The 14,843-nt window shown below is 57.6% G+C and carries 12 protein-coding genes; 4 read left to right on the forward strand and 8 right to left on the reverse strand.

Going from position 1 to position 14,843, the window contains the following annotated elements:
• Window positions 1-263: 263 nt before the first annotated feature.
• From I6L41_RS06605 to apbC, 4 genes are all read right to left on the reverse strand, one after another.
• Window positions 264-1,733, reverse strand: a complete 1,470-nt coding sequence (locus tag I6L41_RS06605; protein WP_019445142.1) for an inorganic phosphate transporter — start codon at window positions 1,731-1,733, stop codon at window positions 264-266.
• Between the two features lie 376 nt (window positions 1,734-2,109).
• On the reverse strand, window positions 2,110-2,691 hold the full coding sequence (dcd, locus tag I6L41_RS06610) for a dCTP deaminase (RefSeq protein WP_005336719.1): 582 nt from the start codon (window positions 2,689-2,691) through the stop codon (window positions 2,110-2,112).
• Window positions 2,692-2,754: 63 nt separating this feature from the next.
• Complete coding sequence (udk, locus tag I6L41_RS06615; protein ID WP_005345570.1) at window positions 2,755-3,399, reverse strand: uridine kinase; 645 nt, start codon at window positions 3,397-3,399, stop codon at window positions 2,755-2,757.
• A gap of 110 nt (window positions 3,400-3,509) precedes the next feature.
• Entirely contained in the window at window positions 3,510-4,592 is a 1,083-nt protein-coding gene (gene apbC, locus I6L41_RS06620) for an iron-sulfur cluster carrier protein ApbC (RefSeq protein ID WP_216962833.1), read from the reverse strand.
• Window positions 4,593-4,778: 186 nt separating this feature from the next.
• On the opposite strand from apbC, the gene metG reads away from it, so the two are divergent.
• Entirely contained in the window at window positions 4,779-6,812 is a 2,034-nt protein-coding gene (gene metG, locus I6L41_RS06625; RefSeq protein WP_216962836.1) for a methionine--tRNA ligase, read from the forward strand.
• A gap of 137 nt (window positions 6,813-6,949) precedes the next feature.
• Here metG and I6L41_RS06630 read toward each other — a convergent pair whose 3' ends face one another.
• Both I6L41_RS06630 and I6L41_RS06635 read right to left on the reverse strand, forming a co-directional pair.
• Window positions 6,950-7,816, reverse strand: a complete 867-nt coding sequence (locus tag I6L41_RS06630) for a CHAD domain-containing protein (RefSeq protein WP_216962838.1) — start codon at window positions 7,814-7,816, stop codon at window positions 6,950-6,952.
• 15 nt (window positions 7,817-7,831) lie between these two features.
• Complete coding sequence (locus tag I6L41_RS06635; RefSeq protein WP_005345583.1) at window positions 7,832-8,104, reverse strand: acylphosphatase; 273 nt, start codon at window positions 8,102-8,104, stop codon at window positions 7,832-7,834.
• An 82-nt stretch (window positions 8,105-8,186) separates the two neighbouring features.
• Here I6L41_RS06635 and I6L41_RS06640 point away from each other — a divergent pair, with 82 nt between their 5' ends.
• Window positions 8,187-9,617, forward strand: coding sequence for a methyl-accepting chemotaxis protein (locus I6L41_RS06640; RefSeq protein ID WP_216962840.1), 1,431 nt, complete (start codon window positions 8,187-8,189; stop codon window positions 9,615-9,617).
• Window positions 9,618-9,746: 129 nt separating this feature from the next.
• On the opposite strand, the gene I6L41_RS06645 is transcribed toward I6L41_RS06640, so the two are convergent.
• Complete coding sequence (locus I6L41_RS06645) at window positions 9,747-11,315, reverse strand: flagellin (RefSeq protein ID WP_216962843.1); 1,569 nt, start codon at window positions 11,313-11,315, stop codon at window positions 9,747-9,749.
• A 293-nt stretch (window positions 11,316-11,608) separates the two neighbouring features.
• Here I6L41_RS06645 and I6L41_RS06650 point away from each other — a divergent pair, with 293 nt between their 5' ends.
• Window positions 11,609-12,802, forward strand: coding sequence for a class I SAM-dependent methyltransferase (locus I6L41_RS06650; protein ID WP_204383193.1), 1,194 nt, complete (start codon window positions 11,609-11,611; stop codon window positions 12,800-12,802).
• Between the two features lie 351 nt (window positions 12,803-13,153).
• Complete coding sequence (locus tag I6L41_RS06655; RefSeq protein ID WP_216962846.1) at window positions 13,154-14,338, forward strand: acyltransferase; 1,185 nt, start codon at window positions 13,154-13,156, stop codon at window positions 14,336-14,338.
• Window positions 14,339-14,372: 34 nt separating this feature from the next.
• On the opposite strand, the gene I6L41_RS06660 is transcribed toward I6L41_RS06655, so the two are convergent.
• Entirely contained in the window at window positions 14,373-14,801 is a 429-nt protein-coding gene (locus I6L41_RS06660; RefSeq protein WP_128815503.1) for a GNAT family N-acetyltransferase, read from the reverse strand.
• Between the last annotated feature and the right edge of the window lie 42 nt (window positions 14,802-14,843).

Here is a 14,843-nt window from a genome sequence, read left to right on the forward strand (position 1 = left end):
AAACACGCTAATTGGTTAATCCATTAATCACAAGAGAAGCACACTATTAGAAAGAGATATTCGATGACGAAAGTTCAGCCAGAAAAACCATAACGAGTCGTCAATCAAATAATGAAGAAGAGCCTTCTTATCTGTTTACCTCAAGAACAAAAAACATCAGGTGGAGATACAACTCCACTGAAAATTCATAGACACAAAAAATGCCGCCCGATCTTTCGACCGGGCGGCATTGTCATTGTGATGCGCATTATGAGCGTGGCAGATCAACCAAAAAGATGGTGGCTGACGATGAACAGGCCGCCGGAGAGCAGCATTGTCAGCGGCAGGGTCAGCACCCAGGCCATCAGGATGGTCTTGATAGTCTGGCTCTGCAGGCCGGATTTATTGGCAATCATGGTCCCCGCCACCGCAGAAGAGAGGATGTGGGTGGTGGACACCGGCATACCGGTCAGACTGGCGACCCCGATGGAGGTTGCAGCCGTAATCTGGGCCGCAATGCCCTGGCTGTAGGTCATGCCGGTGGTGCCGATCTTCTCGCCCACTGTATGAACGATACGACGCCAGCCCACCATGGTGCCACAACCGAGCGCCAGTGCGATGGAGACGATAACCCAAGTCGGTGCGTATTCAGCGGTCGCGGTCAGATCCTTGCGCCATTTGGCCAGATCGGTCAGCTCCTTGGCTGGCAGCGGCAGCTTGGCAGCCTTGCGGGCGGTGTCATCAATACAGAGCAGCAGACGACGCACTTCGCGGCGGTCAGTCAGGCTCATCTGATCATAAGTACGCACGGCACCCAGACGGGCATCCAGGGTGGCCATCGCCTGCAGCACGCCATCGGCGGAGCAGTGAGTCATCAGCTCTTCCTGAGCCGTTGCCGGTGCAGAGAAGTTGATGACTCCAGAGAGGGCAGACTGGTTGCGCTGGTAGATCTCCATGATGCGCTGGTTGGCATCCTGGGTCCGATCCAGGTCATAAGAGCGGCTGTTCATGTCCAGCGCGAAATAGGCGGGTGCCATGCAGATCAGCACCAGCATCACCAGACCGATCCCCTTCTGGCCATCGTTGGAGCCGTGCACGAAGCTGACGCCCATGGCCGAGGCCACCAGGGTAAGACGCGCCCAAAACGGCGGGTGCTTCTTGCCATCCACCAGCTGACGCTCTTCCGGTGTTTTGTGGATCTTGTTGCTGGTCCAGATGCGTTTCATCGCCAACAGCAGCAGTGCCGCGATGATGAAACCTATGGTGGGAGAGATGATGAGGGAAAGCATGATGTCGATCGCTTTGCCCACGTTGATCCCTTCTGTCACCGGTTTATGGGTGATCCAGGCATAGGCGCCGCCTACCCCCAGAATGGAACCGATCAAGGTATGTGAACTGGAGGCCGGGATCCCGAAGAACCAGGTGCCCAGGTTCCACACGATGGCGGAAAACAGCAAGGAGAAGACCATGATCAACCCTTGGGTGGAGTCCATCCCAAGCAGCAGGTCAATGGGCAGCAGATGGACAATGGCATAGGCCACACCCAGACCGCCGAACATGACGCCAAAAAAGTTGAAGATCCCCGATGCGACAACCGCCAGGTGAGCCGGCATCGCCTTGGTATAGATAACCGTAGCTACCGCGTTGGCGGTATCGTGAAAGCCGTTGATAAATTCATAGGCAAGCACAAAAAAAACGGCCAATACCAAACCGATTGACCACCACAAACCCAAACCACTAAACATTTCAAACATAAAAAAAAGCCTGTTTATGAGTTGCGGCGGATTATGCCAGATGGCGGCCAACACCATAGCCACCATTGAAATATTTCAGCCATAAAAAAAAAGAGCTTTTTGGAAAAAAATATCCTAGAGCCAGTCCTCATGCGGCTTGCCATCGATTAATTAAAGCCATCAATGATTGCAGAAAATGGCAAAATTAGCTGACAATTAAGCCAATTATTTCATTTTTATGACGTTTTTATGACATAAAAACAGGCAAAATTGGTGATAAAACGCCCCTACCCACCATTCTCATCCGACCAGCACCATCAATCCCATATCCGTTTGATTCCAGATGCAAAAAGGGAGCACCTTGTGCTCCCTTGAATCGTTGCTGTGTTGCCAGTTATCAGTCCTGATTGATGCGGCTGGCAACGGCGCCCTGCTGGCTCTTGTACTTGGCATTTTCCCGCTTGTTGTAGGGACGGGCCGCGACGCCGGAGAGCATCTCGAAGTTCAAGGCGCCGATCTTCATCTTCGGACGCAGCGCCAGCGGCAATTTGCCGCCGTTGTAGAACTCCAGCACGATGCGACCGGACCAACCCGGATCGATCCGGTGCGCCGTCACGTGCACCATCAAACCCAGCCGCGCCAGTGAAGAGCGGCCATCCAGCCAGCCAACGATATCGGCAGGCAGAGTAACGGATTCGTAGGTCACCGCCAGCGCCAGCTGACCCGGGTGCAGATAGAAGGCTTCGCCATCGGGGATGTGGATCTCGTCACTCATCACCCGATCGATGGCATCGGCCATCTCGCTGCTCGGGCCGCTCAGGTCGATATAGGGCGCGGTATGATCGCGAAACACCCGAAACTCGTTACCCAGCAGCACATCGACACTGACACCACTGATCCGCTCTACCCCGGGCCGTGGCTCAATGACGATCTTGCCTTCATCCAGATGGCGTTCAATATCGGTATCACACAGACGCATTGGGCGACTCTCCTGACAAATTGTGCTTTTAAAAAAGCCGGGCATCACCCGGCTTGTTTCATCTTAACCAATCAACATGTGGCGGATACGCGCCTTGAGCATGTCGATGGCGATGCGGTTCTTGCCACCACGGGGCACGATCACATCGGCATACTGTTTGGACGGCTCGATAAACTGCAGGAACATCGGACGCACCGTCTTCTGGTACTGCTTGAGCACGGAGTCCATGGTGCGGCCACGCTCCTGCACATCACGCACCAGACGGCGCAGCAGGCAGATGTCGAGTGGGGTATCCATAAAGATGGAGGCATCCATCAGATCCCGCAGACGGCTGTCGGTCAGCAGCAGGATCCCTTCCAGAATGATCACCCGGCGCGGCGCAAACGGGGTCACTTCGCTCATCCGGGTGTGTTCGGTGTAGGAGTACTGGGGAATGGCAACCGCGTCACCTTTGACCAGCTGACTCAGGTGCTGTACCAGCAGGTCGTGATCCAGCGCGTTAGGGTGGTCATAGTTGGTTTTGACCCGCTCTTCCATGGTCAGGTGGGTCTGATCACGGTAGTAGCAATCTTCGGTGATCACACCAATCTGACCTGCGCCCAGTTCGGCCACCAGCTCTTCATAAATGGTCTGGGCTATAAGACTTTTGCCAGACGCAGATGCGCCCGCAATACCGATGATCACACACGAATGTTGAGTATCAGACATGACAAATACCTAAAAGAGAAGAGCAGTGGGGATGGTTTAAACCGATCCATTATATAAAAAAGGGTGGGTCATGCCCACCCTCAATTCCCTTTCAAGTGACCGACCGCCGATTATTCATCCAGCGCCATGGCATAGAGGGGGGTCGCAATCGGTTTTGCGCTGAAAAAGAGTTCAGCCCCTACCCTGCGCGCCAGCTTCAAATAGGCCTGAGCCAGGCTCCCTTCCGGTGCGCCGAACACCGTCGGGCAGCCATCATCCATGTGTTGGCGGATATCGATGTGCAGCGGTAATTGACCAAGCAGTGCCACTTGATACTGCTCTGCCATCTTCTGGCCGCCACCGGTACCAAACAGCGGCTCATGATGTCCGCAGGCGCTGCAGACGTGATAACTCATGTTCTCGATGATGCCGAGCACCGGCACATTGACCTTGTTGAACATGGCGATCCCCTTGCGGGCATCGGCCAGCGCCACATCTTGCGGGGTTGTGACAATCACCGCCGCCGAAGTCGGCACCTGCTGGGCCATGGTGAGCTGGATATCGCCAGTGCCCGGCGGCATGTCTACCACCAGATAATCCACCTCGCCCCAGCGGGTCTCATGGAGGATCTGCGCCAGCGCCTTGCTCGCCATCGGGCCACGCCAGATTGTGGCATCCTGTTCGGAGACCAGATAGCCGATACTGTTGCTCTTGAGGCCGCAGGCCATCACCGGCTCCATCAGCTTGCCGTCATGGCTGACCGGGCGCTCCTTGAGGGTGCCCATCATGGTGGGAATGGAAGGGCCATAGATATCGGCATCGAGAATGGCGACCCGCGCACCCTCTTTTTGCAGGGCCAGCGCCAGATTGACCGCGGTGGTGGACTTGCCTACCCCCCCCTTGCCGGAAGCAACCACGATGATGTTGCGAATGCCCTGCACGGCATTGAGGCCCTGCGCCCGCGGCATGCTGGCGACGTCAATCTCCAATGCCCAGTCGATGCGGGAGGCGCCGGTGGCGCTGCGCAGCCTGGCATCGTAGTTCTCTTTGAGCTGATCGAGCAGCGAGAGACCGGCAAACGGCAATACCAGCCGGATAGTAAGCCCCTGACCCTGATTGATGATCTCGCGAACGAATCCGGCATCCACCAGCTCCTTGTGCCAGCCTGCTGGCTTAAATTCGGCGAGGATCTGTTTTACTGAATCAATCACCATTAACTCCTCATTATCTTGTCATTATCTTGAGGTGAACGGTTACCGCACACAAATCAGTGGCTTGCCTGCCATCGTAACAGCAGGTGCTGCCAAGGTTGGCATAGCCACAACCCTAGGCAGGCTACCCCCAATTCGGGTAACATGCACGGCACTCTATCATCCCAACAAGCACATCAAGAACGTAATATGGCAACTGATCCTCGTAAAATGCTGGTAACCTGCGCCCTCCCCTATGCCAATGGCTCCATCCATCTTGGCCACATGCTGGAACATATCCAGGCCGATATCTGGGTTCGTTATCAGCGAATGCGCGGTCATCAGGTGCACTTCATCTGTGCCGATGATGCCCACGGCACCCCGATCATGCTCAAGGCACAGCAAATGGGGATCACCCCGGAAGAGATGATTGCCGCTGTCTCCAAGGAGCACCAGGCCGATTTCGCCGGGTTCAACATCAGCTTTGACAACTATCACTCCACCCACAGCGACGAAAACCGCGAGCTGGCGGAGTTGATCTACGGCCGCCTGAAAAATGGTGGCTTTATCAAGAGCCGCACCATCTCCCAGCTGTTCGATCCGGAAAAATCCATGTTCCTGCCGGATCGTTTCGTCAAGGGTACCTGCCCCAAGTGCAAGTCTCCGGAGCAGTATGGCGACAACTGTGATAGCTGCGGCGCCACCTACAGCCCAACCGAGCTGATCGATCCGAAATCTGCCGTCTCCGGCGCGACTCCGGTAATGAAGGACTCCGAGCACTTCTTCTTCGACCTGCCACAGTTTGAAAAATGGCTCTCTGAGTGGGTGCGCGGCTCCGGCGCCATTCAGGAAGAGATGGCCAACAAGATGCAGGAGTGGTTCGAGAGCGGCCTGCAGCAGTGGGACATCACCCGCGACGCCCCCTACTTCGGTTTCGAAATTCCCGGCGCCCCGGGCAAGTACTTCTACGTCTGGCTGGATGCCCCCATCGGTTACATGGCTTCCTTCAAGAACCTGTGCAACAAGCGTGGCGACATCGACTTTGACAGCTACTGGAAAGCGGACTCCGACGCCGAGCTCTACCACTTCATCGGTAAAGATATCGCCTACTTCCACTGCCTGTTCTGGCCGTCCATGCTGGAAGGTGCCAACTTCCGCAAGCCGACCAAGGTCAACGTACACGGCTATGTGACCGTCAACGGCGCCAAGATGTCCAAGTCCAAGGGCACCTTTATCAAGGCATCCACCTACCTGAACCACCTGGATCCGGAGTGCCTGCGTTACTACTACGCCGCCAAGCTCAACAGCCGCATCGACGATCTGGACCTGAACCTCGAAGATTTCGTGCAGCGGGTCAACGCTGACGTGGTCAACAAGCTGGTTAACCTCGCCTCCCGCAACGCCGGCTTTATCGCCAAGCGTTTTGGCGGCAAGCTGGCGGCGACCTGCGCCGAACCCGAGCTCTACGCCGAATTCGCCAATGCCCGCACCGCCATTGCCGAGGCTTATGAGAGCCGCGAATTCAGCCGCGCCATCCGCGAAATCATGGCGCTGGCCGACAAGGCCAACCGCTATGTGGATGACAAGGCGCCCTGGGTTATCGCCAAGCAGGAAGGTGCTGACGCCGAGCTGCAAGCGGTTTGCTCGGTCGGCATCAACCTGTTCCGCGTGCTGATGGCCTACCTCAAGCCCGTCATGCCGCTGCTGGCCGAGCGTGCCGAAGCCTTCCTGGCCGAAACCCTCAGCTGGGATGGCATCGAGATGCCGCTGGTCGATCACACCGTTGCGCCGTTCAAGGCCCTCTTCTCCCGCATCGAGCCGGCGAAGATTGAAGCCATGATCGAGGCCTCCAAGGAAGACCTGGCCAAGGAGCAGGCACCGAAAATGAGCGGCCCGCTGGCTGATGACCCCATCAGCGAAACCATCACCTATGACGACTTCGCCAAGATTGACCTGCGCGTGGCGCTGATCAAGAAGGCCGAAGCGGTACCGGAAGCCGAGAAGCTGCTCAAGCTGCAACTGGATATCGGCGGCGAGACCCGTCAGGTGTTTGCCGGCATCAAGTCCGCTTACAACCCGGAAGATCTGGAAGGCAAGCTGACCGTGATGGTGGCCAACCTGGCGCCGCGCAAGATGCGTTTCGGCATGTCCGAAGGCATGGTGCTGGCCGCAGGCCCGGGCGGCAAGGATCTCTGGATCCTGGAGCCACAGGAAGGCGCCCAGCCTGGTATGCGCGTCAAGTAAGCATATCGCTGACTGCGACCACAGCCAGATAGAGAAGAGAGGCCAAACAGCCTCTCTTTTTTTGTCTCACCTGTTTGGCCTGGATAGTTTTTGTAGATGCTGGTCGCGGATGACGTCCGCAGATTGCGGTCTCGGGGCTATCCACAACAGGGATTCGCGGGCGATACATTTTGTTCTGAATACCTGACCAGCCGACTTGGCATGTCATTCATGTTGTGGCCTGCCAGCATCGCCAGTTTGAGCGCCACCAGCTCCGCCTGCTGGCAGTCCAGTTGACGCAAACGGGTGGTGATCTTCCCCTTCAACTGCTGCCGCAGTTTCGCCTGCTTGCGGGTGTTCCCCTGCTCTGCTCGCAACCTCCGCCGCCATTGACGCCAATCCTGCAACTGGCCGAGTCGCTCCTGCCAGTGAGTCAGGGTGCTCAACCAGCCGGGATCCCCACTCCCCAGATCCAGCAACAGTTCCACGCCATAACGGGCCTGCTTGATCTCGAGGCGCAGCCGATGCCAGCGGCGCAACTGTTGCTGACGGGAGCTGGCAGATTTCCCAACGCAGGGAATAGGTTCATCGAGAGCGCCCTGCGCCTCATCAAGGCGCAGGGCCAGATGCTGCTGATAGAGGAACGCCAATGCCCACGCATCCTGCACCTGCGCCACCGCAGCAAGCCAGCGGGCCAGTCGCCGCGACAACAGGGGAACGCGAATGGCCGATTTGTGGGTATTACCAGTGCTGGCAGGCGGCTTGCCAAAACGCTCGGCGTAGACCTGAGCATCCCGCAGCGCCGAGAGCCGCCCGACCGAGCGCAGCAGACGCCGCTCCAGCTCGGGATGATAGGTGAGTGGCCGCCACAGGGCGAGCAGCGCCAGCAGGCGGCGCGCCGCGATACGGTAGCCATGCACGGCCGATTCGCTGGCCTCTTCACGCACCGTCCGCGCTGCCTCCTGATAACGGGCGACCCAGCTTGTTGCCTGAGTCAGCAACAGACCTTCCTTGTCAGCGTCCATCTCATCTCCGCCCTTTCAGTTGGTGTGAAAGCCCTGACCGGTGGGCGGCAGCGCCTCTTCATACTCCATCCGGGTCACCCTGGCGGTGCGCGGGCCATGCTCCAACCAACCCAGCATCATCTGCACCCCCTGCGCGGGGCCGCTGATGAGGATCTCCACCGAGCCATCCTCCAGGTTGTAGGCATGGCCCCGCAAACCCAGTTGCAGGGCCCGCTCGCGGGTGAAATAGCGGAATCCCACCCCCTGCACCTGCCCCCACACCCGAATGACAAACGATTGCTCTCCCATTTCTCACACCTTCTGCTTAAGAAAAAAATTCCCGAGACGATAATGTGCCCGACACTCTATCTCTGCAGGATGCAGCTCCATTATGAAAGAAGTTAAATTCCGGTGGGTTGACCGCTATCTCATTCACCTCACCATCAGTGAAAAATTCCATATCGCGTTCTGGTTACCTCTCTTCATCATCGCCTTTCTCAGCTGGTATATGCTGGCGGCCAGCCATCAGCAGGAGATCTCCCTGCGGGTAGCGCAGTTGCAACAACGGGTCGAAACCACGGCGCAGCTGGTCAGCCAGCAGCCCACTCTGGTATTGCCTGCTGATCTGCATCTGACCCGGCAAGGCAGCAGCGGGTTGCAGCAGCAAGGAGATCACTACCTCTTTAGCGCGCCAGCGGGTCAGGCGGGCTACGTCACCGGTGATCTCGATACCGGCAACCTCTCCATGTGGGAGGGTCAGGGCTCGACCCTGCTCCTCATCGGCGCGCTGGCCGCCCTGATGGCGCTGGTGATCCACTACATGATGACCTTTGTCTCCGGTGCGCTCTACTCCACCAACAAGGCGCTGCAAACCGTGGCGGACGGGGATCTCACCTTCCGACTCAACTTCTTCCCGGTGCGGGACGAGTTCTCCACCCTGGCGGGCAGCATCGATCGCTTTACCGACCGCCAGCACCAGATCGTCAAACTGGTGGAGGAGTCTGCCGAAGCGCTGACCATGGCCGCCGACGAGTTTCGTGACCATGCCCGCGAAGGCGAGAGCATGGCGCGTTCCCAGCGCCAGCACATGGATTCGCTGGCCACCGCCATGGAGCAGATGTCGGCGGCGATCCGCGAAGTAGCTCGCAATGCCAACGACACCCTGCAGCAGACCCGTCAATCGAGCGAAGAGGCAGCCAATGGCGCCAACCGGGTGGCTCGCACCATCGAAGCGATCCGTACTCTGGCCGACGAGATTGGCAACGCCTCCGGCGCTGTCGAGCGGCTCACCCACAATGCCAACCGCATCAACGAGGTGGTCAACGTCATCAACGCCATCTCCCAGCAGACCAACTTGTTGGCCCTCAACGCCGCCATCGAAGCGGCCCGTGCCGGTGAGCAGGGTCGTGGCTTTGCAGTGGTAGCTGATGAGGTGCGTACCCTCGCCAGCCGTACCCAGCAGGCGACGGTGGAGATCCAGCAGATGATCGAAGAGCTGCAGACCGGTACCGGGGCGCTAAACGAGATCATGGAAAAAACTGTAGGGCGTGCCGCCAGCAGCCAGCAGCTCATCAGCGAGGTGGGGCTCGATATCGAGAAGCTGAGCAACCACAGCGATGCGGTACTGGAGATGAGCACCCAGATCGCCACCTCCAGCGAGGAGCAGAGCTCGGTCGCCGCCGAGATCACTCACAATCTGGATCAGGTACGCCATGAGGCGGCGCAGGTGGAGGAGTCTGCCAGCGCCTCGGTAGCCGGTACGCAGGGACTTAAAGCCACCGCCAGCGAGCTGACCCAGGCACTCAAGGGGATCACTCTCTGACGCTGCCGAATAGCATCCGGAAACAAGAAGCAATAAGAAAAGAGGCCACCCATTGGGTGGCCTCTTTGTCTTTATGGATAGTGACCATGAATGATAGCGACCAATTGCTATGCCGGCTGGCAGTCCCGCTCAGGATTGCAGCAAACTCAGGGCCGCATTGGGGCGACTGTTTGCCTGACTCAAAATCGAAGCACTCGCCTGCTGCAAGATTTGGGTGCTGACCAAGCGCGCCGATTCCACAGCCATATCGGCATCCCGGATCCTTGAGCGGGCAGCGCTGAGGTTCTCATTGGCATTGGCCAGATTGCGTACCCGTGAATCCAGCGCGTTGGCTTGGGCACCGAGCCGAGCGCGCTGAACCCCCAGCTGTTTCATACCCACATCCAGAGTTTTGATGGCCCTGCTGGCGTTGTCTTCACTAAGAACATCAATATTATCAACGGTATATTTCTTCTTGTCCTCTTGATAAAAGCCAAGCGCATGCAAGCTGGATCCCTGCATATCAATATTGGAATACTTGTCGCCTGATGAGCGCAGCTCCATCTGACCGATATACGTCGTCGATGTAACATCGGGTAACAGAGAGCTCAGAGAGGAACTACTGATCACCGGAGGCGCCGGTGGTGCTGGTTGCGGAGGGGGGGTTGTGCCATTGGCCAGCGCAAGGCTGTTGCCCTGAGCGCTATGCATGGTCAATGAATTGCTGGCGGGATTGCTGTTGTTGGAGGCACTCACATAAAAACCCAGACCTGCCGATTGCGCAGTACTGTTGATGCGTTGAACCACGGTTGCCATGATGGCACTATTTTTTGCTGTCGGATTGACCGGATCCCATCCGGTCATATCAATGCCTGTGGTCAAATCCACAGAGTGACCCGCTACATCGATATAGGAGGGTAATGCGGATAAATCGACCGCGGAGGCGACAGAAAATGGCAGTTGTTGCGCTTGTACCGGCCCCTGATTATTGGGAAAGGTGGTGCCATTAATATCTGCCACGAACGCTTCCAGGGTTGAATAGTCCTTGTCAAAAGTGACGCCATTAAGGGTGATAGGCTGAGATGAAAGCTTGAGATCAGCAATGTCATACGCCCCTGGCTTGCTTCCTGCCGGACTACGCGCTCGCCACTCCATCTCCCCCAGATTTTTGGTCTGGGCATTGAGATCGGTAATGACGGTATTCTGTCCTGCATAGGCACCGACCAAGAAGATACCTTCGTAACTCCCCGCCAGCAGGTCCTGTCCGGCAAACCGGGTACCTGTGGCAATCCGGTCCATCTCCAACTGCAGTTGCTTGAACTCAGCATTCAGGGCTACGCGATCCTCTGCCGTATTGGCACCGCTTCCCGACTGCAGTGCCAGGGTGCGCATCCGCTGCATCAGGTTCACCGACTCATCAAGCGCCCCATCGGCGACGTTGATCACCGAGATCCCATCATTGGCGTTGCGAATAGCGGTGTTGGTCCCGTTCACTTCACTGGTGAGGCGATTACTGATCTGCAAGCCTGCTGCATCATCAGCGGTACTGTTGATGCGCAAGCCGGATGAGAGTCGTCGATATACCGAATCCAGCGTGTTGGATGATTGACCAAGATGGCGAGAAGCATTGAGGGCAGAAATATTTGTAGCGATGGAGAGGAACATGGACAGCTCGATACAGGACAGATTCAAAATGGTCTCCCCCACTATCGACATCATCAAATGACTCTTTAGCGAAAATCACTATAAAGTAAGGTTAAAACGCTTTATTGACTAAATTGCGTACACATAACGACCAACACTGAACAAAAAACAAGCATAACCAACTGTGGCATATAAGATAAACAGCGTGAAACGCCAACATTGAGATTCTGCAAACCTTGCATATGCAACACTCGGGCGTTGTCCAGATGTACAACTCGTCACTCTGCCATATACCAGCAAAGGCTGGCTTAGCCGCACTATTGCACATAGAATGTGGCCCCTTTTCTTTCTACCATCGGCAAACATCCATGAGCGCTTCCATCTATCTCGTCAAAGGCCGCGAAAAATCCCTGCTGCGTCGCCACCCCTGGATCTTCTCCAAGGGGATTGAGCGGGTTCAGGGCAACCCCATTGACGGCGATACCGTCGAGATCTATGCCAACGATGGCAAGTGGCTCGCCCGTGGCGCCTGGTCAGGCAGCTCCCAGATCCGTGCCCGGGTCTGGACCTTCGACAAGGATGAGACCGTCGATCTCGACTTCTTTATCCGTCGTCTCAAATATGCGCAGGAGTCTCGCGATCCGCTGATCAAGCGTCAGGGCCTCACCGGTTATCGCCTCTGCGCCGCCGAATCCGACGGCCTGCCGGGTCTGACCATCGACCGTTATGCCGATTTTCTGGTGTGCCAGATCCTCTCTGCCGGCGCCGAGTTCCAGCGTGAGCTGATAACGCAAGCACTGCGTACCCTCTACCCCGTGTGCAGCATCTATGAGCGCTCCGATGTGGCAGTGCGCAAGAAGGAAGGGCTGAAAGAGCGCACCGGCGTCATCTATGGCGAGACCCCGAACGAGCCGGTGGTCATCGAGGAGAATGGCGGCGTCAAGATCCTGGTAGACATTCGCAACGGCCACAAAACCGGTTTCTATCTGGATCAGCGGGACAACCGTCAGGCTGCCGCCAAGTACACCGAAGGCAAGCGGGTGCTCAACTGCTTCTGCTACACCGGCGGTTTTGGCGTTTATGCCCTCAAGGGCGGCGCCAAGGAAGTGGTCAACGTCGATCTCTCCCAGAATGCGCTGGATATCGCCCGCCAGAATGCCGAGCTGAACGGGCTGGATACCAGCAACACCCAGTTTGTCCGTCACGACGTCTTCAAGCTGCTGCGTGAATATCGCGAGAAGGGCGAGAAGTTCGATGTCATCGTGCTGGATCCGCCCAAGTTTGCCGAGAGCAAGGCCCAGCTGCTGGGTGCCTGCCGCGGCTACAAGGACATCAACATGCTGGCGTTCCAGCTGCTGGCGCCGGGTGGCGTGCTATTGACCTACTCCTGCTCCGGCCTGATGGAGCAGAGCCTGTTCCAGAAGATCGTCGCCGATGCGGCGCTCGATGCCGGTCGCGATGCCCAGATCCTGGAGCTGCTCTCCCAGGCCTCCGATCACCCTATCGGTACCGCCTATCCGGAAGGCTTCTACCTCAAGGGTCTGGTGGTGCGCGCCCGCTGATCGGCAACCACCCTCCCCTTGTGATCAATCAGGCCCCTTGCGGGCCTGATTGTTTTGCCCGCGCCGTATAGGACTGAGCCTGACGCTCGCCCCGATGACCACCCTCTCTGCTTTATGGGTGTTCTCTCTCCTCCTCTTTCCCTGCCTGCGTCCCACGTCTTTATCTGTTTAAATTTCTTTGCACAATAACTGCACATTTATGATTTAAATCACACCCGTATGACTCTCTTTTCCGTAGTGTGATCCCGCCTGCGGCAGCCAAGCCGAGGCAACCGACCCATCAGGATTGATGGACGGTACAACAACAAAAATCGATGTCAGGCCAAGCTGAACATCACAAGGGATCCCGATATGAATCAATCATTGCCGCTGTTAACGCCGCTGCGGGGCATCGCTGCCCTGATGGTGGTGCTGTTCCATGCCCGATTATTACTCTTTCCCCAGTGGATGGAGCCGATCGCAGGCCACACCCAACTCATCGAGAACGGCTACCTCTGGGTCGATCTGTTCTTTATTTTGAGCGGCGTGGTGCTGGCCCATGTCTATGGGGAGGCCTTCACCCGCACACCCCGCACCGTGAGCTATGGCCGTTTTCTCTGGCTGCGGCTGACCCGCGTCTACCCCCTCTACCTGGTAACCCTGCTGTTGCTGGTCGGCTGGGAACTTTACAAGGCGCAGCACGGAGTAGGCTTCTATGCCGGCCCCTTGTTCAAGATGTGGGAGTGGGAAGGGATGCCGCCTTTCGGTTCGCCCTTCACGCCAGCCGAAGCGCTGCCCAGCGCCTTACTGCTGCTGCAGGTGGTAACCGATCACGGGTTGACCTGGAACTTCGCCGCCTGGTCGCTCAGCGTAGAGTGGATCAGCTACCTATTGTTCCCGCTGCTTATCCCGCTGGCGGTGACCCGCAGTCGCTGGAGCCATCTCGCCCCCCTGCTGGCGCTGACGGTGCTGGCCTTTATCGTACACAGTCGCGGCACCCTGGATGTCACCAGCGGGGCGCTGGCGGTGGGACGCGGGGTGAGTGAATTTGTGCTCGGCCTCTGGCTGCTGCCGAGGGTGAAGGCCGCGAAAGGCTCGCCCATGATGAAGCATGATCTGCCGCTCTTGATCGCCTTTGTGCTGCCCTTCGCGCTGATGCAGTTCACCATGACGCCGCAGCTGACACTGCTGCTGATCAGCTCCTACGTGCTGCTGATCTGGATTTCAGCCGCCCAGGGGGAGCGCCGGAGTCCGCTGCTGCGCCTTTTGGATAGCCGCTTCACCAACTGGCTGGGGGATCTCTCCTACTCCATCTACCTGCTCCATGCGCTGGTACTGCTCACCGGCTGCGAGCTCATCCACTATCTGGCGCCGGGGCTCACCGAGTGGTGGTATGCCCAAACCAATCCGCTATTGGGGGTAGTGGCAACCTTGCTGATGCTGGCAGTGCTGATCAGCCTCTCTGCCTTGAGCTACAACCTGCTGGAGCGACCACTACAACGGCGCCTGCGCCGCTGGGGCAAGTCACGGCAACCGGCGCTGGAGCAAGCCGGATAAGCTAATCTCGCCCTGTCTGGATGAGTTGACGGTTTTATGCCAACTCATCCAGTACCAGTTCATCCAGATTGCTCATCACCCAGGCGCTCGGGTGCTGGCTAAATCCGAGCTTGGGGTAGTACGCCACCGCCTGCGGTGCGGCCAGCAGGATCAGCTTGCAGCCCGGCTGCAATTGCAAAAACGTCTCGCGAATAAGGGCTTTGCCAATCCCCTGCCCCTGCACTGACTCGGCCACCGCCAGATCCGAGAGGTAGCAACAAAAACTAAAATCGGTCACCGAGCGGGCCACCCCGACCAGGGTCTCGCCCTGCCAGGCGGTGATCAGCAAATTGGCGTTATCCAGCATGCCCTGCAGGGTGGCCGGATGGTCCAGCGGCCGTCTCGCCCCCAGCGAGGTCTGCGCCAACAACGCCGCAAACTGTGCCGTGGTGATGGGGTGGTTAACCAAAAATGTGGTGGTCACTAAGCTCTCCTCCGCGGGGTTGTGGTTGCACGCGCTGTTGCA

This window comes from Aeromonas sp. FDAARGOS 1411 (assembly GCF_019047125.1).
GTDB classification, from domain to species: domain Bacteria; phylum Pseudomonadota; class Gammaproteobacteria; order Enterobacterales; family Aeromonadaceae; genus Aeromonas; species Aeromonas veronii.